The 21,606-nt window shown below is 70.0% G+C and carries 23 protein-coding genes and 1 pseudogene; 18 read left to right on the top strand and 6 right to left on the bottom strand.

Annotated elements, in window-relative coordinates:
* Window positions 1–39 precede the first annotated feature (39 nt).
* From ACGF3H_RS26670 to ACGF3H_RS26600, 15 genes and pseudogenes are all read left to right on the top strand, one after another.
* Window positions 40–687, top strand: a complete 648-nt coding sequence (locus ACGF3H_RS26670; RefSeq protein WP_189228642.1) for an L-threonylcarbamoyladenylate synthase — start codon at window positions 40–42, stop codon at window positions 685–687.
* A complete protein-coding gene (locus ACGF3H_RS26665; RefSeq protein ID WP_239762788.1) occupies window positions 684–1,361 on the top strand; it encodes a protein-tyrosine-phosphatase in 678 nt (225 codons plus the stop codon). The genes ACGF3H_RS26670 and ACGF3H_RS26665 overlap by 4 nt, the downstream gene beginning before the upstream one ends.
* A 98-nt stretch (window positions 1,362–1,459) precedes the next feature.
* Window positions 1,460–1,564: pseudogene (locus ACGF3H_RS26660) on the top strand (protein-tyrosine-phosphatase); the annotation flags it as partial.
* Window positions 1,565–1,642: 78 nt separating this feature from the next.
* The gene (gene glyA, locus ACGF3H_RS26655) at window positions 1,643–2,896 is read left to right on the top strand and encodes a serine hydroxymethyltransferase (protein ID WP_362496996.1); all 1,254 of its coding nucleotides are present in this window, start codon (window positions 1,643–1,645) and stop codon (window positions 2,894–2,896) included.
* A 130-nt stretch (window positions 2,897–3,026) separates the two neighbouring features.
* Complete coding sequence (locus ACGF3H_RS26650; RefSeq protein ID WP_362496994.1) at window positions 3,027–4,316, top strand: MraY family glycosyltransferase; 1,290 nt, start codon at window positions 3,027–3,029, stop codon at window positions 4,314–4,316.
* Between the two features lie 287 nt (window positions 4,317–4,603).
* Window positions 4,604–5,038, top strand: coding sequence for a hypothetical protein (locus ACGF3H_RS26645; protein WP_362496992.1), 435 nt, complete (start codon window positions 4,604–4,606; stop codon window positions 5,036–5,038).
* 210 nt (window positions 5,039–5,248) lie between these two features.
* On the top strand, window positions 5,249–6,085 hold the full coding sequence (gene atpB / locus ACGF3H_RS26640) for a F0F1 ATP synthase subunit A (protein ID WP_362496989.1): 837 nt from the start codon (window positions 5,249–5,251) through the stop codon (window positions 6,083–6,085).
* Between the two features lie 77 nt (window positions 6,086–6,162).
* Window positions 6,163–6,393, top strand: coding sequence for an ATP synthase F0 subunit C (gene atpE, locus ACGF3H_RS26635; RefSeq protein ID WP_009321656.1), 231 nt, complete (start codon window positions 6,163–6,165; stop codon window positions 6,391–6,393).
* 41 nt (window positions 6,394–6,434) lie between these two features.
* A complete protein-coding gene (locus ACGF3H_RS26630) occupies window positions 6,435–6,989 on the top strand; it encodes a F0F1 ATP synthase subunit B (RefSeq protein WP_102929168.1) in 555 nt (184 codons plus the stop codon).
* Window positions 6,986–7,801, top strand: a complete 816-nt coding sequence (locus tag ACGF3H_RS26625; protein ID WP_239762803.1) for a F0F1 ATP synthase subunit delta — start codon at window positions 6,986–6,988, stop codon at window positions 7,799–7,801. The genes ACGF3H_RS26630 and ACGF3H_RS26625 overlap by 4 nt, the downstream gene beginning before the upstream one ends.
* Window positions 7,802–7,957: 156 nt before the next feature.
* Complete coding sequence (atpA, locus tag ACGF3H_RS26620; RefSeq protein ID WP_362496985.1) at window positions 7,958–9,547, top strand: F0F1 ATP synthase subunit alpha; 1,590 nt, start codon at window positions 7,958–7,960, stop codon at window positions 9,545–9,547.
* 21 nt (window positions 9,548–9,568) lie between these two features.
* Entirely contained in the window at window positions 9,569–10,486 is a 918-nt protein-coding gene (locus tag ACGF3H_RS26615) for a F0F1 ATP synthase subunit gamma (protein WP_350719327.1), read from the top strand.
* The gene (gene atpD / locus ACGF3H_RS26610; RefSeq protein WP_362496981.1) at window positions 10,486–11,934 is read left to right on the top strand and encodes a F0F1 ATP synthase subunit beta; all 1,449 of its coding nucleotides are present in this window, start codon (window positions 10,486–10,488) and stop codon (window positions 11,932–11,934) included. Before ACGF3H_RS26615 ends, atpD begins: the two co-directional genes overlap by 1 nt.
* 130 nt (window positions 11,935–12,064) lie before the next feature.
* Window positions 12,065–12,439 carry a F0F1 ATP synthase subunit epsilon gene (locus ACGF3H_RS26605; RefSeq protein ID WP_019326852.1) on the top strand — a complete coding sequence of 125 codons (375 nt, stop codon included), beginning with the start codon at window positions 12,065–12,067 and terminating at the stop codon, window positions 12,437–12,439.
* A gap of 129 nt (window positions 12,440–12,568) precedes the next feature.
* Window positions 12,569–13,018 (top strand): DUF2550 domain-containing protein, encoded by a 450-nt coding sequence (locus tag ACGF3H_RS26600; RefSeq protein WP_362496978.1) that lies wholly within the window; start codon window positions 12,569–12,571, stop codon window positions 13,016–13,018.
* 83 nt (window positions 13,019–13,101) lie between these two features.
* On the opposite strand, the gene ACGF3H_RS26595 is transcribed toward ACGF3H_RS26600, so the two are convergent.
* The 3 genes from ACGF3H_RS26595 to ACGF3H_RS26585 form a co-directional block, all read right to left on the bottom strand.
* Entirely contained in the window at window positions 13,102–14,928 is a 1,827-nt protein-coding gene (locus ACGF3H_RS26595) for a glycoside hydrolase family 18 chitinase (protein ID WP_362496975.1), read from the bottom strand.
* Window positions 14,929–15,050: 122 nt separating this feature from the next.
* Window positions 15,051–15,692, bottom strand: a complete 642-nt coding sequence (locus tag ACGF3H_RS26590) for a response regulator transcription factor (protein ID WP_362496972.1) — start codon at window positions 15,690–15,692, stop codon at window positions 15,051–15,053.
* A complete protein-coding gene (locus ACGF3H_RS26585; protein WP_362496970.1) occupies window positions 15,689–16,876 on the bottom strand; it encodes a histidine kinase in 1,188 nt (395 codons plus the stop codon). The genes ACGF3H_RS26590 and ACGF3H_RS26585 overlap by 4 nt, the downstream gene beginning before the upstream one ends.
* A gap of 152 nt (window positions 16,877–17,028) precedes the next feature.
* Between ACGF3H_RS26585 and ACGF3H_RS26580 the strand changes: the two genes are divergently transcribed.
* A complete protein-coding gene (locus ACGF3H_RS26580) occupies window positions 17,029–17,610 on the top strand; it encodes a hypothetical protein (protein WP_362496967.1) in 582 nt (193 codons plus the stop codon).
* On the opposite strand, the gene ACGF3H_RS26575 is transcribed toward ACGF3H_RS26580, so the two are convergent.
* The 3 genes from ACGF3H_RS26575 to ACGF3H_RS26565 are packed head-to-tail and all read right to left on the bottom strand — an operon-like array spanning window position 17,607 to window position 19,743.
* Window positions 17,607–18,179, bottom strand: coding sequence for a cob(I)yrinic acid a,c-diamide adenosyltransferase (locus ACGF3H_RS26575; RefSeq protein WP_362496964.1), 573 nt, complete (start codon window positions 18,177–18,179; stop codon window positions 17,607–17,609). The genes ACGF3H_RS26580 and ACGF3H_RS26575 overlap by 4 nt on opposite strands.
* Window positions 18,180–18,192: 13 nt before the next feature.
* Complete coding sequence (locus ACGF3H_RS26570) at window positions 18,193–18,942, bottom strand: ABC transporter permease (protein WP_362496960.1); 750 nt, start codon at window positions 18,940–18,942, stop codon at window positions 18,193–18,195.
* An 18-nt stretch (window positions 18,943–18,960) separates the two neighbouring features.
* A complete protein-coding gene (locus ACGF3H_RS26565) occupies window positions 18,961–19,743 on the bottom strand; it encodes an ATP-binding cassette domain-containing protein (protein WP_362496957.1) in 783 nt (260 codons plus the stop codon).
* A gap of 79 nt (window positions 19,744–19,822) precedes the next feature.
* Here ACGF3H_RS26565 and ACGF3H_RS26560 point away from each other — a divergent pair, with 79 nt between their 5' ends.
* A complete protein-coding gene (locus ACGF3H_RS26560; protein WP_362496955.1) occupies window positions 19,823–20,464 on the top strand; it encodes a TetR/AcrR family transcriptional regulator in 642 nt (213 codons plus the stop codon).
* Window positions 20,465–20,600: 136 nt separating this feature from the next.
* Entirely contained in the window at window positions 20,601–21,449 is an 849-nt protein-coding gene (locus tag ACGF3H_RS26555; protein WP_362496952.1) for a 3-hydroxyacyl-CoA dehydrogenase family protein, read from the top strand.
* Window positions 21,450–21,606: the final 157 nt, after the last annotated feature.

Here is a 21,606-nt window from a genome sequence, read left to right as displayed (position 1 = left end):
ACTTCGACCCCGCAGTACGTGTACGAGGAGGCCCGCTAAATGGCTCGGCGATACGACACCAACGACGCGACCGACCGTGTGACCGGTCTGCGTGAGGCCGCGTCCGCCGTCCGCCGTGGCGAGCTCGTGGTGCTGCCCACGGACACGGTGTACGGCATCGGCGCCGACGCGTTCTCGTCGGAGGCCGTCGGTGACCTGCTGGAGGCCAAGGGCCGCGGCCGCAACATGCCGAGCCCCGTCCTGATCGGCTCCCCGAACACCCTGCACGGGCTGGTCACCGACTTCTCCGAGAAGGCCTGGGAACTGGTCGACGCGTTCTGGCCGGGCGCGCTGACCCTCGTCGCCAAGCACCAGCCCTCGCTGCAGTGGGACCTCGGCGAGACCCGCGGCACGGTCGCCGTGCGGATGCCGCTGCACCCCGTGGCGATCGAGCTGCTCACCGAGTTCGGCCCCATGGCCGTCTCCTCCGCCAACCTGACCGGCCACCCGGCGCCCGAGGACTGCGACGCCGCCCAGCAGATGCTCGGCGACTCCGTCTCCGTCTACCTCGACGGCGGCCCCACCCCCGGCAACGTCCCGTCGTCCATCGTCGACGTCACCGGCGAGGTGCCGGTGCTGCTGCGCGCCGGCGCGCTGTCGGCGGAGGAGCTGCGCAAGGTGGTACCCGACCTCGAGGTGGCGAATTGACGGCCCCTGAGACGGGGCGTGGCATAGGCATCGGGGAACGCGCCGCGGAGGTCACGACGACGTTCGGTTTTCCCCGGGACAGCTTCCGCATCCTCCACGTCAGCACGGGCAACGTCTGCCGCTCGCCCATCACCGAGCGGCTGACCCGGCATTTCGTGACGGAGCGGCTGGGCGTCCTGGGCGGCGGCCTCATCGTGGAGAGCGCGGGCACCTGGGGCCACGAGGGCGCGCCCATGGAGGCGAACGCGGAGACGGTCCTCGCGGAGTTCGGCGCGGACGCGGCCGGCTTCACCGGGCGTGAACTGCTCGACGAGCACGTGATCCGGGCCGACCTGGTGCTGACGGCGACGCGGGACCACCGGGCGCAGGTCATCTCCATGGGCCACTCGGCGGGGCTGCGCACCTTCACGCTCAAGGAGTTCACCCGCCTGGTGAACGCCATCGACCCCGCGACCCTGCCGTCCCTGGACGAGGGCGTGGTCGCACGTGCGCGCGCCCTGGTCCGCGCGGCGGCGGCTCTACGCGGGTGGCTCCTCGCCCCGACGGCCGAGGCGGACGAGGTGTACGACCCCTACGGGGCGCCGCTGACGTTCTTCCGGTCGATCGGGGACGAGATACATCAGGCTCTGGACCCGGTGGTCACGGCGCTGACGGGGGTCGCGGCGCGGACGTGAGGGCCGGTGTGCCGGCGGGCGGAGTCCGCCGCAGCGTGCCGATGCCCGGGAGGCCCGCCAGGGCCGAGCGGTGCGAGGGGCGCGTCGGGGTTCGGGTCCCGTACGGGGCGCCGCTGACGTTCTTCCGGTCGATCGGGGACGAGATACACCAGGCTCTGGACCCGGTGGTCACGGCGCTGACGGGGGTCGCGGCGCGGACGTGACGCGGTAATTCGGGCGTTCGGGACTTTCCGGGCCTACATTGGTCGTACGTCACCGTCGACGCATGCCCGGAGCGCATCATGTCGGTCACCCACGCCCTCGCGGCCGATGACAGCGGGCTCGACGTCCTGCTGCGGCAGGACCCCGAGCTGGCGGAGGTCCTGCTCGCCGAACGCCGCCGGCAGTCGACGACGCTCCAGCTGATCGCCGCCGAGAACTTCACGTCCCCCGCCGTGCTGGCCGCCCTCGGCTCCCCGCTCGCCAACAAGTACGCCGAGGGGTACCCGGGCGCCCGCCACCACGGCGGCTGCGAGATCGTCGACGTGGCCGAGCGGCTCGCGGTCGAGCGGGCCAAGGCCCTGTTCGGCGCCGAGCACGCCAACGTGCAGCCCCACTCCGGCTCCTCCGCCGTGCTCGCCGCCTACGCCGCGCTGCTGCGCCCCGGCGACACGGTCCTCGCGCTCGGCCTGCCGTACGGCGGTCACCTCACGCACGGCTCGCCCGCGAACTTCTCCGGCCGCTGGTTCGACTTCGTCGGCTACGGCGTCGACGCGGAGACCGGGCTCGTCGACCACGACCAGGTGCGCACCCTGGCCCGCACGCACCGGCCCAAGGCGATCGTGTACGGCTCGATCGCCTACCCCCGCCACCTGGACCACGCCTTCTTCCGCGACGTGGCCGACGAGGTCGGCGCCCATCTGATCGCGGACGCCGCGCACCCGATCGGCCTGGTGGCCGGGGGAGCGGCGCCCAGTCCGGTGCCGTACGCCGACATCGTCTGCGCCACCACGCACAAGGTGCTGCGCGGCCCGCGCGGCGGCATGATCCTCTGCGGGAGCGAACTCGCCGAGCGGGTCGACCGCGCCGTCTTCCCGTTCACCCAGGGCGGCGCCCAGATGCACACCGTCGCCGCGAAGGCCGTGGCCTTCGGAGAGGCGTCGACCGAGGCCTTCGCCGCGTACGCCCGCCAGGTGGTCGCCAACGCCCGCACCCTCGCCGCCCACCTGGCCGCGGAGGGCTTCGGCGTCACCACCGGCGGCACCGACACCCACCTGCTCACCGTCGACCCCGCCCCGCTCGGCGTCGACGGCAGGGCCGCGCGGGGCCGGCTGGCGGCGGCCGGGATCGTGCTGGACTGCTGTGCGCTGCCGCACGCGCACGCCCGGGGGCTGCGCCTGGGCACGGCGGCGCTGACCACGCAGGGCATGGGGGAGCGGGAGATGCGGACGGTGGCCACGCTGCTCGCGGGGGCGCTGCGGGACGACGCGGACCCCGCCGCGACCCGGGACGGCGTACGCGACCTGGCCGCGCGATTCCCGCCGTACCCGGCCTGAGGCAGGGTAGGCGCACACCTGTGCACAGCCACTCGTGCAACCATCGTCGCTACCCGGAAGTCCTCACCCATATGCGCGCATCGCTAGGGTGTGAGGCTGGGAATGGCCAGCGAGACCTGTGGGGAAGCCCGTGCGTGAATACCTGCTGACGCTCTGCGTCACGGCCGCGGTGACGTATCTGCTGACAGGGCCGGTACGGAAGTTCGCGATCGTGGCCGGAGCGATGCCGGAGATCCGGGCGCGTGACGTGCACCGGGAACCCACTCCGCGGCTCGGCGGGATCGCGATGTTCTTCGGGCTGTGCGCCGGCCTGCTGGTCGCCGACCACCTCACGAACCTCAACGAGGTCTTCGAGAAGTCCAACGAGCCGCGGGCCCTGCTCTCCGGCGCCGCCCTGATCTGGCTGATCGGTGTCCTGGACGACAAGTTCGAGATCGACGCCCTGATCAAGCTCGGCGGCCAGATGATCGCCGCCGGTGTCATGGTGGTGCAGGGTCTGACCATCCTGTGGATCCCCGTGCCGGGCGTCGGGACGGTGGCCCTCACCCAGTGGCAGGGCACGCTGCTCACCGTCGCGCTGGTGGTCATCACCATCAACGCGGTCAACTTCGTGGACGGCCTGGACGGGCTCGCCTCCGGCATGGTGTGCATCGCGGCGGCGGCGTTCTTCATGTACGCCTACCGGATCTGGTACTCCTACGGCATCGAGGCCGCGGCCCCGGCCACGCTGTTCGCCGCCATCCTCATGGGCATGTGCCTGGGCTTCCTGCCGCACAACATGCACCCCGCGCGGATCTTCATGGGCGACTCCGGGTCGATGCTGATCGGGCTCATCCTCGCGGCCGGCGCGATCTCGGTCACCGGGCAGGTCGACCCGGACGTGATGAAGCTGTTCTCCGGTTCCGAGCGCAACACGGTGCACCAGATGGTCCCGGTGTACATCCCGCTGCTGATGCCGCTGACCATCATCGCCATCCCGGCCGCCGACCTGATCCTCGCCATCGTGCGGCGCACCTGGCGCGGCCAGTCGCCGTTCGCCGCGGACCGGGGGCACCTGCACCACCGGCTGCTGGAGGTCGGGCACTCCCACAGCCGGGCGGTGCTGATCATGTACTTCTGGTCGGCGCTGATCGCCTTCGGCGCGCTCGCCTACTCCGTCAACTCGGCGTCGATGTGGATCGTGCTGGGCGTCGTCTTCCTCAGCGCGGTCGGCCTGGTGCTGCTCCTGCTGCCCCGCTTCACCCCCCGCGCCCCGCGCTGGGCCGAGCACTTCGTGCCGCCGCGTTACCGGCGCCGCAGGAAGGCGGCGGAGGAGGTGCCGGCCGCCGCGGACGAGGCGGAGGAGCGCGTCCCGGTCGCCGCGGGCGTCTCGGGCGTCAACGGCGCGACCGCCGTCGGCCCCCGCTCGGGCACAAGGTAAGAATCTGACGAGAGCATTGCCAACTCGTGGGGGAACGAAGCGTCGCAATACCAGACAAGTCGGTGCGGTAATTGCACAGACGCGCACGGTCACTCTCATGTGTGACAGCAAGCACACCCACAGGTAAAGACCTCATCAAATAGTTTGTGATACGGTTCACGAGAACCCCCGGGTAGAGCCTAAGGACCGTAGTGCGACGGTCTCTTGGCCGTCAGGACCCCGTTCGGCCCGGGGCTACGCTCGTCCATGACGACACACTGCCCCCTGTGAAAAGCGGAGTTGCCGCCATGCCGTCCAATGACGTCCGGATCTTGCTTCAGGCTGCCGTGCCCACGGCTGCCGTCGGCGCTGTCGCCGCCGTCGTCAGCGCCGTGGTCGCCGGCGGCAAGGGGGCGGTCGGAGCCGTGGTGGGAACGCTCGTGGTGATTCTCTTCATGGGGCTCGGTCTCTACATCCTTCAGCGCACCGCCAAATCGCTTCCGCACCTCTTCCAGGCGATGGGCCTGATGCTCTACGCGGCGCAGATTCTTCTGCTGTTCGTCTTCGTCGCCGCGTTCAAGAACACGACGCTGTTCAACCCCCGGGCCTTCGCGCTCACCCTGGTCGCCGGCACCCTCGCCTGGATCGCCGCCCAGACGCGCGCCCACATGAAGTCCAAGATTCTTTACGTCGAGCCCGAGTCGTCGGGTAAAAAGCCCGAAAAGACGGGCCACTCGTCGTGAGGGGTAGGGCCGGGATAAAGAGGCATGTGAAGTCCTGCTATCGTCCGGTGCCAACTGCGGCATCGCGGGCGCGGGCATCCCAGCTGACGCCTGCTCAATCGCGAGGCGAGATGCCCCACAGCCGCCCCCACATCCGTAACACCAGTCCCGTGCCGAACCGCGGCCCCGCGCCGCGCCGACACAACGAGGTTGCCGTACCCATGCGCCACGATGAAGGAGCCCGCGGTGAGTGCTGACCCGACGCAGGTGCTCGCCTTCGAGACCGACTGCCACATCTTTGACGGCTGTGGCTTCCCTTCTCCCGGCCTGCACTCGTTCCTGTTCGAGCCCCTGTGGGGCGACCACGACAGCAACGTGTACTTCAACAAGCCGATGCTGCTGGCGCTGCTCGGTTCGATCGTCATCGTCGGGTTCTTCTGGGCGGCCTTCCGTAAGCCGAAGGTCGTCCCCGGCAAGCTCCAGATGGTCGCCGAGGCGGGTTACGACTTCATCCGGCGCGGGGTCGTCTACGAGACCATCGGCAAGAAGGAAGGCGAGAAGTACGTCCCGCTCGTCGTCTCGCTCTTCTTCTTCGTCTGGATGATGAACCTCTGGTCGATCATCCCGGTCGCCCAGTTCCCGGTCACCTCGATCATCGCGTACCCGGCTGTGCTGGCGGCGATCGTCTACGTCACCTGGATCTCGCTGACCTTCAAGCGTCAGGGGTTCGTCGGGTTCTTCAAGAACGTCACCGGCTACGACAAGTCGCTCGGCCCGGTGCTGCCGCTGGCCATGGGGATCGAGTTCTTCTCGAACATCCTGATCCGGCCGTTCACCCACGCCGTGCGACTGTTCGCGAACATGTTCGCCGGTCACACCCTGCTGCTGCTCTTCACGATCGCCAGCTGGTACCTGCTGAACGGCATCGGCATCGCCTACGCGGGCGTGTCATTCATCATGACCGTGGTGATGACCGCCTTCGAGCTCTTCATCCAGGCTCTGCAGGCGTACGTGTTCGTCCTTCTGACGTGCACCTACATCCAGGGCGCCATGGCCGAGCACCACTGAGCAAGCGCGCCCCCGACACTCCACTATTCGTCCGGTGGCCAACCCCCACCGGTCCGTTGAGAAAAGGAAGAACTGGCATGTCCCAGACCCTTGCTGCCGTCGAAGGTTCCCTCGGTTCCATCGGTTACGGCCTCGCTGCCATCGGCCCCGGCGTCGGCGTCGGCATCATCTTCGGCAACGGCACCCAGGCCCTGGCCCGTCAGCCCGAGGCGGCCGGCCTGATCCGCGCCAACCAGATCCTGGGCTTCGCCTTCTGTGAGGCGCTCGCCCTGATCGGTCTGGTCATGCCGTTCGTCTACGGCTACTGATCGCTGATCCCAGACCAGCCGACTAGACGAAAGGCAAACCCATGAGCCCGATGCTCCAGATCGCGGCCGAGGAGATGGAGAATCCCCTCGTCCCGCCGATCCCCGAGCTCGTCATCGGCCTGATCGCCTTCGTCATCGTCTTCGGCTTCCTCGCCTGGAAGCTCCTCCCGAACATCAACAAGGTTCTGGAAGAGCGCCGCGAGGCCATCGAGGGCGGTATCGAGAAGGCCGAGGCCGCGCAGACCGAGGCCCAGAGCGTCCTTGAGCAGTACAAGGCCCAGCTCGCCGAGGCCCGGCACGAGGCCGCGCGCCTGCGCCAGGAGGCGCAGGAGCAGGGCGCCACGCTCATCGCCGAGATGCGCGCGGAAGGCCAGCGGCAGCGTGAGGAGATCATCGCCGCCGGTCACGCCCAGATCCAGGCCGACCGCAAGGCCGCCGCGTCCGCGCTGCGCCAGGACGTCGGACAGCTGGCGACCCAGCTGGCCGGCAAGCTGGTCGGCGAGTCCCTCGAGGACCACGCCCGCCAGAGCCGTGTGATCGACCGGTTCCTGGACGAGCTGGACGACAAGGCGACGAAGGCAGAGGCAACCCGATGAACGGAGCGAGCCGCGAGGCCCTGGCCGCCGCACGTGAGCGTCTCGACGCGCTGACGGACTCCACGTCCGTGGACGCCGGCTCGCTCGCCGACGAGCTGGCCTCCGTCACCGCGCTGCTCCACCGCGAGGTGTCGCTGCGTCGGGTCCTGACCGACCCGGCGCAGGCCGGCGAGGCCAAGGCCGAGCTCGCCCAGCGCCTCCTCGGCACCCAGATCAGCGGCCCCGCCGCCGACCTGGTGTCCGGCATGGTGCGCTCCCGCTGGTCGCAGTCCCGCGACCTGGTGGACGCCCTGGAGGAGCTGGCGAACACCGCCGACCTCACCGCCGCGCAGAAGCGGGGCCGGCTCGACAACGTCGAGGACGAGCTGTTCCGGTTCGGCCGGATCGTCGCCTCGAACACCGAGCTGCGCGCCGCGCTGACCAACCGGTCGGCCACCACCTCGGCCAAGGGCGAGCTGCTGCGCAGCCTGCTCGGCGGCCGGGCGGAGCGGACCACCGAGCGTCTGGTGACGCGCCTCGTGACCGCGCCGCGGGGACGTAGCCTGGAGTCGGGACTCGAATCCCTGTCCAAGCTCGCCGCCGACCGGCGAGACCGGATGGTCGCCGTCGTCACCTCGGCGGTGCCGCTGAGCGACACGCAGAAGCAGCGCCTCGGCGCCGCCCTCGCGAAGGTCTACGGCCGTCCGATGCACCTCAACCTCGACGTGGACCCCGAGGTCCTCGGCGGGATCCGGGTGCAGGTCGGTGACGAGGTCATCAACGGCTCCATCGCGGACCGTCTCGAGGACGCCGGCCGCCGTCTGGCGAGCTGACGCTCCCCGCGCGACAACAGCACAACAAGCAGTACGTACTTACGACGGCCCTGGTTGGGCCGTGCAGAGGATTCACCTCTTATTGGGGGGAGTCCCGACTCGTGGAATACCCCCCAAGTGAAACTTCGGGCCCAACAAGGAGAGCAGGGAACTCAGATGGCGGAGCTCACGATCCGGCCGGAGGAGATCCGGGACGCGCTGGAGAACTTCGTCCAGTCGTACAAGCCGGACGCGGCCTCGCGCGAGGAGGTCGGTACGGTCACCCTTGCCGGCGACGGCATCGCGAAGGTCGAGGGTCTCCCCTCGGCCATGGCCAACGAACTGCTGAAGTTCGAGGACGGCACCCTCGGCCTCGCCCTCAACCTCGAGGAGCGCGAGATCGGTGCCATCGTCCTCGGTGAGTTCAGCGGCATCGAGGAGGGTCAGCCGGTCTCGCGTACCGGTGAGGTCCTCTCCGTGGCCGTCGGCGAGGGCTACCTCGGCCGCGTGGTCGACCCGCTCGGCAACCCGATCGACGGCCTCGGCGAGATCGAGACGTCCGGCCGCCGCGCCCTCGAGCTGCAGGCCCCCACGGTCATGCAGCGCAAGTCGGTGCACGAGCCGATGGAGACGGGCTACAAGGCCGTCGACGCCATGACCCCGATCGGCCGTGGTCAGCGTCAGCTGATCATCGGCGACCGCCAGACCGGCAAGACCGCCCTGGCCGTCGACACGATCATCAACCAGCGTGACAACTGGCGCACCGGCGACCCGAACAAGCAGGTCCGCTGCATCTACGTCGCCATCGGCCAGAAGGGCTCCACCATCGCGTCGGTCCGCCGCGCGCTGGAGGAGAACGGCGCGCTGGAGTACACGACCATCGTGGCCGCCCCGGCGTCCGACCCGGCCGGCTTCAAGTACCTGGCGCCGTACACCGGCTCGGCCATCGGCCAGCAGTGGATGTACGAGGGCAAGCACGTCCTGATCATCTTCGACGACCTGTCGAAGCAGGCCGACGCCTACCGCGCCGTGTCGCTGCTCCTGCGCCGCCCGCCGGGCCGCGAGGCCTACCCGGGTGACGTCTTCTACCTGCACTCCCGTCTGCTGGAGCGCTGCGCCAAGCTCTCCGACGACATGGGCGCCGGTTCGATGACGGGTCTGCCGATCGTCGAGACCAAGGCCAACGACGTCTCGGCGTTCATCCCGACCAACGTCATCTCCATCACCGACGGCCAGTGCTTCCTGGAGTCCGACCTGTTCAACGCCGGCCAGCGTCCGGCCCTGAACGTCGGTATCTCGGTCTCCCGCGTCGGTGGCTCCGCCCAGCACAAGGCCATGAAGCAGGTCTCCGGCCGACTGCGCGTGGACCTCGCCCAGTTCCGTGAGCTCGAGGCGTTCGCCGCCTTCGGCTCCGACCTGGACGCCGCGTCGAAGTCGCAGCTGGAGCGCGGTCAGCGCATGGTCGAGCTGCTGAAGCAGGACCAGTACCAGCCGATGGCCACCGAGGACCAGGTCGTCTCCGTCTGGGCCGGCACCACCGGCAAGATGGACGAGGTGCCCGTCGGTGACATCCGCCGCTTCGAGAAGGAGCTCCTCGAGTACCTGCACCGCCAGGAGCAGGGCCTCATGACCTCCATCCGCGAGGGCGGCAAGATGTCCGACGACACCCTGCAGGCCGTCGCCGAGGCGATCGCGTCGTTCAAGAAGCAGTTCGAGACCTCGGACGGCAAGCTGCTCGGCGAGGACGCCCCGTCCACCGCCAAGTGACGTAAGGAAGGGACCTGACTCATGGGAGCCCAGCTCCGGGTCTACAAGCGTCGCATCCGATCCGTCACCGCGACCAAGAAGATCACCAAGGCGATGGAGATGATCGCCGCCTCGCGCGTCGTCAAGGCGCAGCGCAAGGTGGCGGCCTCCACGCCGTACGCGCAGGAACTGACCCGCGCGGTCACGGCGGTCGGTACCGGGTCGAACACGAAGCACCCGCTGACCACGGAGGCGGACAACCCGACCCGTGCCGCGGTTCTGCTCCTCACGAGCGACCGCGGTCTGGCCGGCGCCTTCAACTCCAACGCCATCAAGGCGGCGGAGCAGCTGACCGAGCGCCTCGAGCGCGACGGCAAGCAGGTCGACACGTACATCGTCGGCCGGCGCGGTCTCGCCCACTACAACTTCCGTGAGCGCAAGGTCGCGGAGTCGTTCACGGGCTTCACCGACGAGCCGACGTACGCGGACGCCAAGAAGGTCGCGGCGCCGCTGATCGAGACCATCGAGAAGGCGACGGCCGAGGGCGGCGTGGACGAGCTCCACATCGTCTACACCGAGTTCGTCTCGATGATGACGCAGACGGCGGTCGACTCCCGGCTGCTTCCGCTGCGCCTCGAAGAGGTCGCGCAGGAGTCGGCGGCGAAGGACGAGATCCTCCCGCTGTACGACTTCGAGCCGTCGGCGGAGGACGTCCTCGACGCCCTGCTGCCGCGCTACGTCGAGAGCCGCATCTACAACGCGCTGCTGCAGTCGGCCGCTTCCAAGCACGCCGCCACGCGGCGCGCGATGAAGTCGGCCACCGACAACGCGGGCGAGCTGATCAACACGCTCTCCCGTCTTGCCAACGCGGCCCGCCAGGCCGAAATCACCCAGGAAATCAGCGAGATCGTCGGTGGCGCGAGCGCACTGGCCGACGCGACCGCGGGGAGTGACAACTAATGACCACCACTGTTGAGCCGACCGCTGCGTCGGGCGTGGCCACCGGCCGCGTCGCGCGGGTCATCGGCCCGGTCGTCGACGTGGAGTTCCCCGTCGACGCGATGCCGGACATCTACAACGCGCTGCACGTCGAGGTCGCCGACCCGGCCAACGCCGGCGAGCTGAAGACGCTGACCCTCGAGGTCGCGCAGCACCTCGGTGACGGCCTGGTCCGCACCATCTCGATGCAGCCCACCGACGGCCTGGTCCGCCAGGCCCCGGTGACCGACACGGGCACGGCCATCTCCGTCCCCGTCGGCGACTTCACCAAGGGCAAGGTGTTCAACACCCTCGGTGAGGTGCTGAACGTCGACGAGCAGTACGACGGTGAGCGCTGGCCGATCCACCGCAAGGCGCCCAACTTCGACGAGCTCGAGTCGAAGACCGAGATGTTCGAGACCGGCGTCAAGGTCATCGACCTGCTGACCCCGTACGTCAAGGGCGGCAAGATCGGTCTGTTCGGCGGCGCCGGCGTCGGCAAGACGGTGCTCATCCAGGAGATGATCTACCGCGTCGCCAACAACCACGACGGTGTCTCCGTGTTCGCCGGTGTCGGCGAGCGCACCCGTGAGGGCAACGACCTCATCGACGAGATGAGCGAGTCCGGCGTCATCGACAAGACCGCGCTGGTCTTCGGCCAGATGGACGAGCCGCCGGGCACCCGTCTGCGCGTCGCGCTGGCCGGCCTGACCATGGCCGAGTACTTCCGTGACGTCCAGAAGCAGGACGTGCTGTTCTTCATCGACAACATCTTCCGCTTCACCCAGGCGGGTTCCGAGGTGTCGACCCTGCTCGGCCGCATGCCCTCCGCGGTGGGCTACCAGCCGAACCTGGCCGACGAGATGGGTCTCCTCCAGGAGCGCATCACCTCGACCCGTGGTCACTCGATCACCTCGATGCAGGCGATCTACGTCCCCGCGGACGACCTGACCGACCCGGCCCCGGCCACCACCTTCGCCCACCTCGACGCGACGACGGTTCTGTCCCGTCCGATCTCCGAGAAGGGCATCTACCCGGCCGTGGACCCGCTGGACTCGACGTCCCGCATCCTCGACCCGCGGTACATCGCGGCGGACCACTACCAGGCCGCGATGCGCGTGAAGAACATCCTGCAGAAGTACAAGGACCTGCAGGACATCATCGCGATCCTCGGTATCGACGAGCTCGGCGAGGAGGACAAGCTCGTCGTCCACCGTGCCCGTCGCGTGGAGCGCTTCCTGTCCCAGAACACCCACGTCGCGAAGCAGTTCACCGGCGTGGACGGTTCGGACGTCCCGCTGGACGAGTCGATCGCGGCCTTCAACGCGATCTGCGACGGCGAGTACGACCACTTCCCGGAGCAGGCGTTCTTCATGTGCGGTGGCATCGAGGACCTGAAGAACAACGCCAAGGAGCTCGGCGTCTCCTGAGCCTCGCGCTCACCGTGGGCCCCAGGGCTCACACCGGAGGGGGCGGGCACGTCCCGCCCCCTCCGGCACGCCCCTTAGACTTGTAACCAACACCCGGCTCTCCCGCCGGGTGGTGACCCGAGGAGCCACCTTGGCTGCTGAGCTGCACGTCGCGCTGGTCGCGGCCGACCGAGAGGTCTGGTCCGGCGAGGCCACCCTGGTCGTCGCGCGCACCACGTCCGGCGACATCGGCGTCATGCCCGGTCACCAGCCGCTGCTCGGTGTGCTGGAGTCGGGCCCGGTGACCATCCGTACGAGTGACGGTGGGACGGTCGTCGCCGCGGTGCACGGCGGTTTCATCTCGTTCGCCGACAACAAGCTGTCGCTGCTGGCCGAGATCGCCGAACTGTCGGACGAGATCGATGTCCAGCGTGCGGAGCGGGAGCTCGAGCGCGCGAAGGCGGAGGGCGACGCCCACGCCGAGCGTCGCGCGGACGTGCGACTGCGCGCGGCGGCGGGGCGCTGAACCACGGCGCTGTGCTATGACGTCACTCAGCCGCGGCTGGGACCGGAGCGATCCGGACCCGGCCGCGGCTGAGGCAGATCAGGGTGATTTTTCCGTTCCGTTACCTAGGAGACGAGGAGGTCGGTGCCGATGGTCCTCGCTCTGACCGTGTGCGGAATTGTCGTCGCCCTGGTGGTGGTCGGACTGTTCGTCTTCGGTCTGCGCCGCAGGCTGATCCAGCGTTCCGGCGGTACCTTCGATTGTTCCCTGCGCTGGGACGCGCCCGAGGAGGGCGACGACGGTGGCGGCAAGGGCTGGGCCTACGGCGTGGCCCGCTACAACGGCGACCGGGTCGAGTGGTACCGCGTCTTCTCGTACTCCCCCCGGCCGCGCCGGGTCCTCGAGCGGTCCGCGATCGAGGTGGCCGGCCGCCGGCTCCCGGACGGGGAGGAGGAGCTGGCGCTGCTTTCCGACGCCGTCGTCCTCGCGTGTCTGCACCGCGGCTCCCGGCTCGAACTGGCGATGAGCGAAGACGCGCTGACCGGATTCCTCGCGTGGCTGGAAGCAGCCCCGCCCGGACAGCGAGTGAATGTGGCGTAGCCACAGTCACTCGCTGTGTGGGGGTCCCCCGGACGAAGTCTGGGGGAGCGTCAATGTTGCTTGGGCCCGTAGGCCCGTGAGAGTTACTTCAGGCCGCTGTCGATGGCGCTCACCAGCTCGCCGTTCGCGGTGTCGCCGCTGAACTCCCAGAAGAAGGCGCCGCCCAGGCCCTGGTTCTCGGCCCAGTCCATCTTGGACTTCACGGTCGCCGGGGTGTCGTAGGACCACCAGTTGGTGCCGCAGTGCGCGTACGCGGTGCCGGCGACGGTGCCGGTGGCCGGGCAGCTGTTCTTGAGGACCTTGTAGTCCTCGATGCCCGCCTCGTACGTACCGGCCGCCGGGCCGGTCGCGGTGCCGCCGGGGGCCGCCTGCGTGACGCCGGTCCAGCCGCGGCCGTAGAAGCCGATGCCGAGCAGCAGCTTGCCGGCCGGCACGCCGGACGCCTTGAACTTCGCGATCGCGTCGGCGGTGTTGAAGCCCTGCTGCGGGATGCCGGCGTACGAGGTCAGCGGCGAGTGGGGAGCGGTCGGACCGTTCTTCTCCCAGGCGCCGAAGAAGTCGTACGTCATCACGTTGTACCAGTTGATGTACTGCGACGCCGGGCCGTAGTCGGCGGCCTCGATCTTGCCGCCGGCGGAGCCGTCGGCGGTGACGGCCGCGGTGACCAGGTCGTTGCCGAACTCGGCCCGCATCGCCTTCATCATGGAGCTGAAGGCGTTCTTGGTGCTGGTCGTGTCACAGCTCAGGCCGCAGGCGTTCGGGTACTCCCAGTCCAGGTCGATGCCGTCGAAGACGTCGGCCCAGCGCGGGTCCTCGACCAGGTCGTGGCAGGACTTGGCGAAGGCGGCCGGGTTCTTGACCGCGTCGGGGAAGCCGCCGGACCAGGTCCAGCCGCCGAAGGACCAGATGACCTTGATGTGCGGGTACTTGGCCTTCAGCTTGCGCAGCTGGTTGAAGTTGCCGCGCAGCGGCTGGTCCCAGGTGTCGGCGACGCCGTCGACGGACTGGTCGGCGGTGTACGCCTTGTCGTAGTCGGCGTAGGCGTCGCCGATGGTGCACTTGCCGCCCTGGACGTTGCCGAAGGCGTAGTTGATGTGCGTGATCTTCTCGGCGGAGCCGGAGGTGACCAGGTTCTTCACGTGGTAGTTGCGCCCGTAGACGCCCCAGTTGGTGAAGTAGCCCATCTTGACCTCGTCACCGGTGCCCGGGTTGCCGCCGTCCCCGCCGCCGGTGGTCGTGACCTTCACGGCGCCGCTGGCCGGTCCGGTCTGGTCGGCGGTGTCCCGGGCCTGGACGGTGTACGAGTAGTCGGTGCCCTTGGTGAGGCCGTTGTCCGTGTAGGTGGTGCCCGTCACGGTGGCGACCTTGGCGCCGTCCCGCAGGACGTCGTAGTTCTTGACGCCCTTGTCGTCGGTCGCCGCCGACCAGGACAGCTTCACCGAGGTGTCGGTGATGTTCGAGGCGGTGGGTGTGCCCGGCGCGGAGGGTGCCGCGTCGCCGGGGACGGAGGTGCCGTCGCAGCTGCCGCCGTTGAGCTTGCAGTTGGAGGGGGAGCCGGGGCCGCTGCCGTTGAAGCCGAAGGAGACCGAGGCGCCGGGGGCGAGCGTCCCGTTCCAGCCGACGTTCTTGGCGGTCCAGTGGTCACCGGAGTTGGTGACGGTGGCGTCCCAGGCGGAGGTGACCTTGGTGCCGGTGGGGAAGTCCCACTCGACGGTCCAGGAGTTGATGGCCGTGGTTCCGGTGTTCTTCACGGTCCAGCTGCCGCCGAAGCCCGTCCCCCAGTCGGAGGTCTTGGCGAAGGTGGCCGTGGCGCTCGTGGCCGCCTGGGCGGGACTCGCGAGCCCGACCAGTCCGGCGAGGGGGAGGGCCAGGGTCGCGGCGAGGGCCGCGGCTCTGTGTCCGAAGCGCATGCTGCGCCTCCTTATGTGGGGATGTTGTTGTGGGCATGACTGAGCCTCATGCCAGCGTGCCGCGAGAATAGAAAGGTCTGGACCATAGGTCAATAGGTCTGGACCAGTGCTCGCGAAGGTGGCTAGATCCCCAACTCCTGGGCAAGAACCGCCGCTTGCACCCGGCTGCGCAGCTCCAGCTTCCCCAGCAGACGGCTGACGTGCGTCTTCACCGTGGCCTCGGCCATGTCCAGGCGGATGGCGATCGCGGCGTTGGACAGCCCCTCGCCGAGGCAGGACAGGACCTCGCGCTCCCGGCGGGTCAGGCCGTCGAGGACGGCCGGGTCGGCGGTGGCCTCCCGGACCGGCCGCGCCGCGAACTCCGCGATCAGGCGCCGGGTGACGGCCGGGGCGACGATCCCCTCGCCGCCCGCCACCGTGCGCACGGCGGTGATCAGGTCCTTCGCCTCCGTGTTCTTCAGCAGGAACCCGGCGGCGCCCGCCCTGAGCGCCCCGAAGACGTACTCGTCGAGGTCGAACGTGGTCAGCACGAGCACGTCGGCCAGGCCCTCGCCGACCACCCGCCGGGTCGCCGACACCCCGTCCAGACGGGGCATCTGCACGTCCATCAGGACCAGGTCGGGTCGCAGCTCCCGGGCCAGCTCCACCGCCCGCTCGCCGTCCGCCGCCTCGCCGACCACCTCGATGTCCGGGGCGCTGCCCAGGATCAGCACCAGTCCCGCGCGGACGGCGGACTGGTCCTCGGCGACGAGGACGCGGATCATGCGGGGTCTCCTTCGGTCAGGGGCAGGGTGGCGCGGACGGCCCAGACCTCCGTGCCGCCCGCCGGTTCCGGCCCGGCCTCGAACGTGCCCTGCAGCAGTGCGGCCCGCTCCCGCATGCCGACCAGACCGGCGCCCGAGCCGGGGGCGCGCGGCACGTCCCGGTCACCGTACGCGCTGGTGACCCGGACCCGCAGGAGGCGTCCGTCGCGGGTGACGGCCACACCGACCGGCCCCTTCGAGGCGTGCTTCAGCGCGTTCGTCAGCGACTCCTGCACGATGCGGTACGCGGCCAGCTCGACCGGCGCGGGGATGCCTTCGCCGGGTGCGGCCTCCAGGGTGACGTCGAGGCCGTTGGCGCGGGCGCCGTCGACCAGGGCGCCGAGACCGTCGAGGGTGGGCGCGGCGGCCGGCCCGGTGTCGCCGCCGGTGTCCCGCAGGAGGCCGATCAGCCGCCGCATCTCGGCCAGCCCCTCGACGCTGTTCTCCCGGATCACGCCCAGGGCCTGCCGGGTGGTGGCCGGGTCGTCCAGGGACAGGGCGGCCGTGGAGTGGATGGCGATCGCGGAGAGGTGGTTGGCGACCATGTCGTGCAACTCGCGGGCCATCCGCGACCGTTCCGCGGTGACCGCCTGCACGCGGTCCATCTCGGCCAGCAGCGCGGTCTGCTCGGCGCGCAGCCGGGCCGCGTCGGCGGCCTCGCGGTGGCTGCGCACGATCAGGCCCGTGGAGGCGGGCGCGAACGACACGATGCCGACCGCGACGCCGATCAGCAGCGCCTCGGGCACCCGCCACAGCGCGAACGGCACGACCGTGCCGGCCACCGTGAGCAGGCCGGTGATCCACGGGATGCGGCGGGCCGAGGCCGGCGGGCCGTAGAGCACGGCGGCGTACATCAGGTCGGTGTACATGATCACCGTGACCAGGCTGCCCTGCGTGAGCGTGTCCGCGATCAGGGCGGCCGTGCCGATCAGCAGGCCCGTGCGCGGCGCGGCCCGGCGCAGCAGCTCGCAGCCCGCCGTGACGGCGAGCGGGACCAGCAGCGGCCAGCGGCCGTCGAACAGCACGACCGGCTCGTCGGCCGGCCGGACGCCCAGGCCGATGCCCCACAGCAGCAGCCCGCCGAGCAGACCGGCCGACGCGGCGTACACGTCGAAGCGGCGCGGGCGGGGGAGGGAGACGGCCATGCCACCATCCAACACGGCCCGCGCCCCGCCCGCCTGATCCCCGGGAAGGGTCCGGTACTGCATCTTTCGATGTACCGCGGGTTCGTCACCGGCGACGACGTACGCCGCGGATTCCCCCGGGAGCCTGGAAGGGTGAACGAGAGGAGTGCGTCGTGGTCGTCGCGTTGATCATCGCCTGCGAGGCCGGCTTCTGGGTGCTGCTGGCGCTCGGGCTGGCCGCCCGCTACCTGCTGAAGTGGCGCCGTACCAGTGTGGTCCTGCTGCTGTGCGAGCCGCTGCTGGAACTGGTGCTGTTCGCCGTCACGGCGGTCGACCTCAGGAACGGGGCCGAGCCGGGCTGGGAGCACGGCCTGGCGGCGCTGTACATCGGCTACACCGTCGCGTACGGCCACTACACGATCCGCTGGCTCGACGGCCACGCCGCCCACCGCCTGGCCGGAGGCCCGCCCCCGCCGAAGCCGCCCCGCTACGGCACGGCCCGCGCCCTGCACGAGGCACGGCTGTGGCTGCGCACGGTGCTGGGCGCCGCGGTGGCCTGCGCGCTGCTCCAGGGCGCCGTGTGGTACGTCGGGGACGACGGGAACATCTCGTCCCTGCGGAACTTCCAGTGGGTGGCGCTCAGGGCGGTGGGCATCCACGGCCTGATCGCGCTGACGTACGCGATCTGGCCGAAGAAGGCCCCGGGCGGGACGGTCCCGACCCCCTCGGGCCGGGAGACGGAGGGGGCGCGCTAGCGCTCCCCGCCCGGCACCCACAGCACGTCGCCGACCTCCTTGTTGGCGACGCGCGCCAGGATGAACAGCAGGTCGGAGAGGCGGTTGAGGTAGGTCGCGGTGAGCGGGTTCATGGTCTCGCCGTGGACCTCCAGCGCCGCCCACGTCGAGCGCTCGGCCCGCCTCACCACCGTGCACGCCTGGTGCAGCAGGGCCGCGCCGGGGGTGCCGCCGGGGAGGATGAAGGAGCGGAGCTTCTCCACCTCGGCCAGGAAGCGGTCGCAGTCCGCCTCCAGCTTGTCGACGTAGAACTGCTCGACCCGCAGGGGCGGGTACTCCGGGTTCTCCACCACCGGCGTGGACAGGTCCGCGCCCACGTCGAACAGGTCGTTCTGGACGCGGACGAGGACCTTCACGACCTCCTCGTGCAGGCCGCCGAGGGCGATCGCCGTGCCGATCACCGCGTTCGCCTCGTTGGCGTCGGCGTACGCGGAGATCCTGAGATCGGTCTTGGGGACCCGGCTCATGTCACCGAGGGCGGTGGTGCCCTGGTCGCCGGTCCGGGTGTAGATGCGCGTCAGGTTGACCATGGGGCCAGCGTAGTTACGCCCCGGCGGTCCGGAACACGCGTGTGCCCACCGTCACGGACAGTGCCGTCAGTCCGACGGCGACCAGGGCGCCGTACAGCATGTGCGCGGTGGCGTAGTGGCCGACGAAGGCGTCCCGCACGGCGTCCACCAGATAGCGGAACGGCATGAGGTGGGACAGCACGTCCAGCCAGCGCGGGCCCAGCGTCATGGGCAGCATCAGGCCGCTCAGCAGCATCGCGGGCATGGTCAGCGCGTTGATCACCGGCCCGAACCCCTGCGGGGTGGCGACCTTCATCGCCAGCGCGTAGGACAGCGACGCCAGGGAGACGGTGAGCAGCGCGACGAACGCGAACCCGATCAGCACGCCGGGCAGCGGTGCCCTGAGCCCCATCGCGACGGCGGCCAGCACCAGCAGCACCGCCTGGAAGACGAACACCGTCGCCTCCCGCAGCACCCGGCCCAGCAGCAGGGCCAGCCGGCTGACGGGCGTGACGCGCATCCGCTCGACCACCCCCTGCCCCTTCTCCAGGATGATCATGAAGCCGGCGAACGAGGCGCCGAACAGCCCGAGTTGCAGCAGCAGTCCGGGCACCAGCACCTGCCAGGAGCTGCCCCGCCCGCCCAGCGGGAGATCGGTCAGCAGCGGCCCGAAGAAGAGCAGGTACAGCAGCGGCATCAGGACGCCGAAGAGCAGCGCGAAGCGTGAGCGCAGGGACTGGCGCAGATAGCGGCCGTAGATCAGGCCGGTGTCGTGGAGCAGCATCGGAGTTCCCGGGGGGTGCTAGACGGCGACGGGGGTGGCGTCCGCGGGCGCGGCGCCGCGGCCGGTGATGGCGAGGAAGGTGTCCTGGAGCGAGGCGTCGAGCGAGCCGCCGTACTCCAGCTTCAGGGCGGCCGGCGTGCCCTCGGCCGCCACCACGCCCCGGTCGACGACGACCAGGCGGTCGGAGAGCGCGTCGGCCTCGTCGAGGTAGTGGGTGGTCAGGAAGACGGTCGTGCCGTTCTCGTCGCGCAGCCGGCGCACCAGGTCCCACAGGCCGGCGCGGCTGCCCGGGTCCAGACCGGTGGTCGGCTCGTCCAGGAAGAGCACCTCGGGACCGTGGGTGAGCGCCATCGCGATGTCCAGCCGGCGCCGCTGACCGCCGGAGAGGGCGCCGCACCTGTGGTCGAGCAGCCCCTCCAGATCCAGGTCGCGGGCCAGCTCTCCGGCGCGTTCGGCCGCCCGCGCCCTGGACAGGCGGTACAGGCGGCCCTGGGTGACCAGCTCCTCCCGCACGGTGAGCTGCGGGTCCACGCCGCCCGACTGGGCCACGTACCCGCAGGCCCGGCGCACCCCGGCGGGGTCGGTCGCCAGGTCGTGGCCGGCGACGGTGGCCGCGCCGCCGGTGGGGGCGAGCAGGGTCGTGAGCATCCGGAGGGTCGTCGTCTTGCCGGCGCCGTTGGGGCCCAGGAGGCCGAGGATCTCGCCCTCGCGCACCGTCAGGTCGATGCCGCGCACGGCCTCGACCGGGCCCTGCTTCGTGACGAAGGTACGGGCCAGTCCGGCCGTACTGATGATTGCCATGCGCCCAGAAAAACAGAGTCACTGTAATTTTGCAATGACCCCAAGTTTTGATCGGCCCCAGCGAAGCTAGGATGCGGACATGGCAGAGGGACTCAGGGAACGGAAGAAGCGGCAGACCCGGCAGTACATCTCGGATGTGGCCACGGGGCTGTTCCTGGAGCGCGGCTTCGAGGCGGTGACGGTGGCGGAGGTCGCGGACGCCGCGAACGTCTCCGTCAACACCGTCTACAACTACTTCCCGGCCAAGGAGGATCTCTTCCTCGACCGCTCCAAGGGTGTGACCGACCGGCTCTCGCGCTGGGTGCGCGGGCGGCGCGACGGGGAGTCGGCGGCCCGGGCCGTGCTGCGGGAGCTGCGCGAGGAGGTCGAGTCGGTCTCGCCCCGGATGGGCCTCATGGACGGATACGCGCGGTTCATGGGGGTCATCGAGGCCTCGCCCGCCCTGCGTTCCCGGCTCTGGGCGATCGCCCAGGAGGTGCAGAACGACCTGGAGCGCACCCTGCGCGAGGTGACCGGCGCCCCCGACGACGACCCCGTGCCGTCGCTGATGGCCGGTCAGATCAGCTGGCTGCACGGCACGGTGATGACGGCCGTCGGCCGCCGCATGACGGCCGGGGGGAAACCCGCCGAAGTGTCCCGGGACACCCTCGTGCTGCTGGACGAGATGGAGGACCTGTTGAGCGACCGGGTCCTCAACTACGCCGTCCGGGGCGCGGACTGACACCCGAATGGCACCCCCCGGTGTGATGTCCGTCATCTGAGACGTGACGCGCGTTACTAACCGGTCACACAGCGGCTCACGCCCGCTAATCTCCGGCCGAGAGGACACAAACGGCCTGTATCAGGGGAGTCGCACAGTGGCACGGAAGCTCGCCGTCATCGGAGCCGGACTCATGGGGTCCGGCATCGCCCAGGTCTCCGCCCAGGCGGGCTGGGACGTCGTCCTGCGCGACGTGACCGACGAGGCGATCCGGCGGGGGACCGACGGCATCAAGGCCTCGTACGACAAGTTCGTCGCCAAGGGCAAGCTCGCCGCGGACGACGCCGAGGCCGCCCTCGCCCGCATCACCGCGACCACCGACCTGGACGCCGCCGCCGACGCGGACGTGGTCGTCGAGGCCGTCTTCGAGAAGCTGGAAGTCAAGCACGAGATCTTCCGCGCCCTCGACAAGCTGGTGAAGGACGAGGCGATCCTCGCGTCCAACACCTCCGCCATCCCGATCACCAAGATCGCGGCCGTGACCGAGCGCCCCGAGCGGGTCGTCGGCACCCACTTCTTCTCGCCGGTCCCGATGATGCAGCTGTGCGAGCTGGTGCGCGGCTACAAGACCAGCGACGAAACGCTCGCCACCGCCCGCGAGTTCGCCGAGTCCACCGGCAAGACCTGCATCGTCGTCAACCGCGACGTCGCCGGCTTCGTGACGACCCGCCTCATCTCCGCCCTCGTCGTCGAGGCCGCGAAGCTGTACGAGTCGGGCGTCGCCACCGCCGAGGACATCGACCTCGCCTGCAAGCTGGGCTTCGGCCACGCCATGGGGCCGCTGGCCACCGCCGACCTGACGGGCGTCGACATCCTGCTGCACGCCACGAGCAACATCTACACCGAGTCCCAGGACGAGAAGTTCGCCCCGCCGGAGCTGATGCGCCGGATGGTGGACGCCGGTGACATCGGGCGCAAGAGCGGGCAGGGCTTCTACAAGCACTGAGTCCGCACCGAGTCCACCCCCGGCCCGCGCAACATCACACGCCGGGGTGAATTCGGTATCGGTTCGCTTACAGGCGGCAACCTCCGATCGTTCCGGTCAGTCAGAGGTTGCATGACCTGATACCGCCGAGAGACCACCTCGCGGGACGAGAAATCAC

It is taken from the genome of Streptomyces sp. NPDC048185 (assembly GCF_043202495.1).
Classification (GTDB): domain Bacteria; phylum Actinomycetota; class Actinomycetes; order Streptomycetales; family Streptomycetaceae; genus Streptomyces.
The sequence above is the reverse complement of the archived record's forward strand: the minus strand, read 5'-3'. Positions and strand labels throughout refer to the sequence as shown.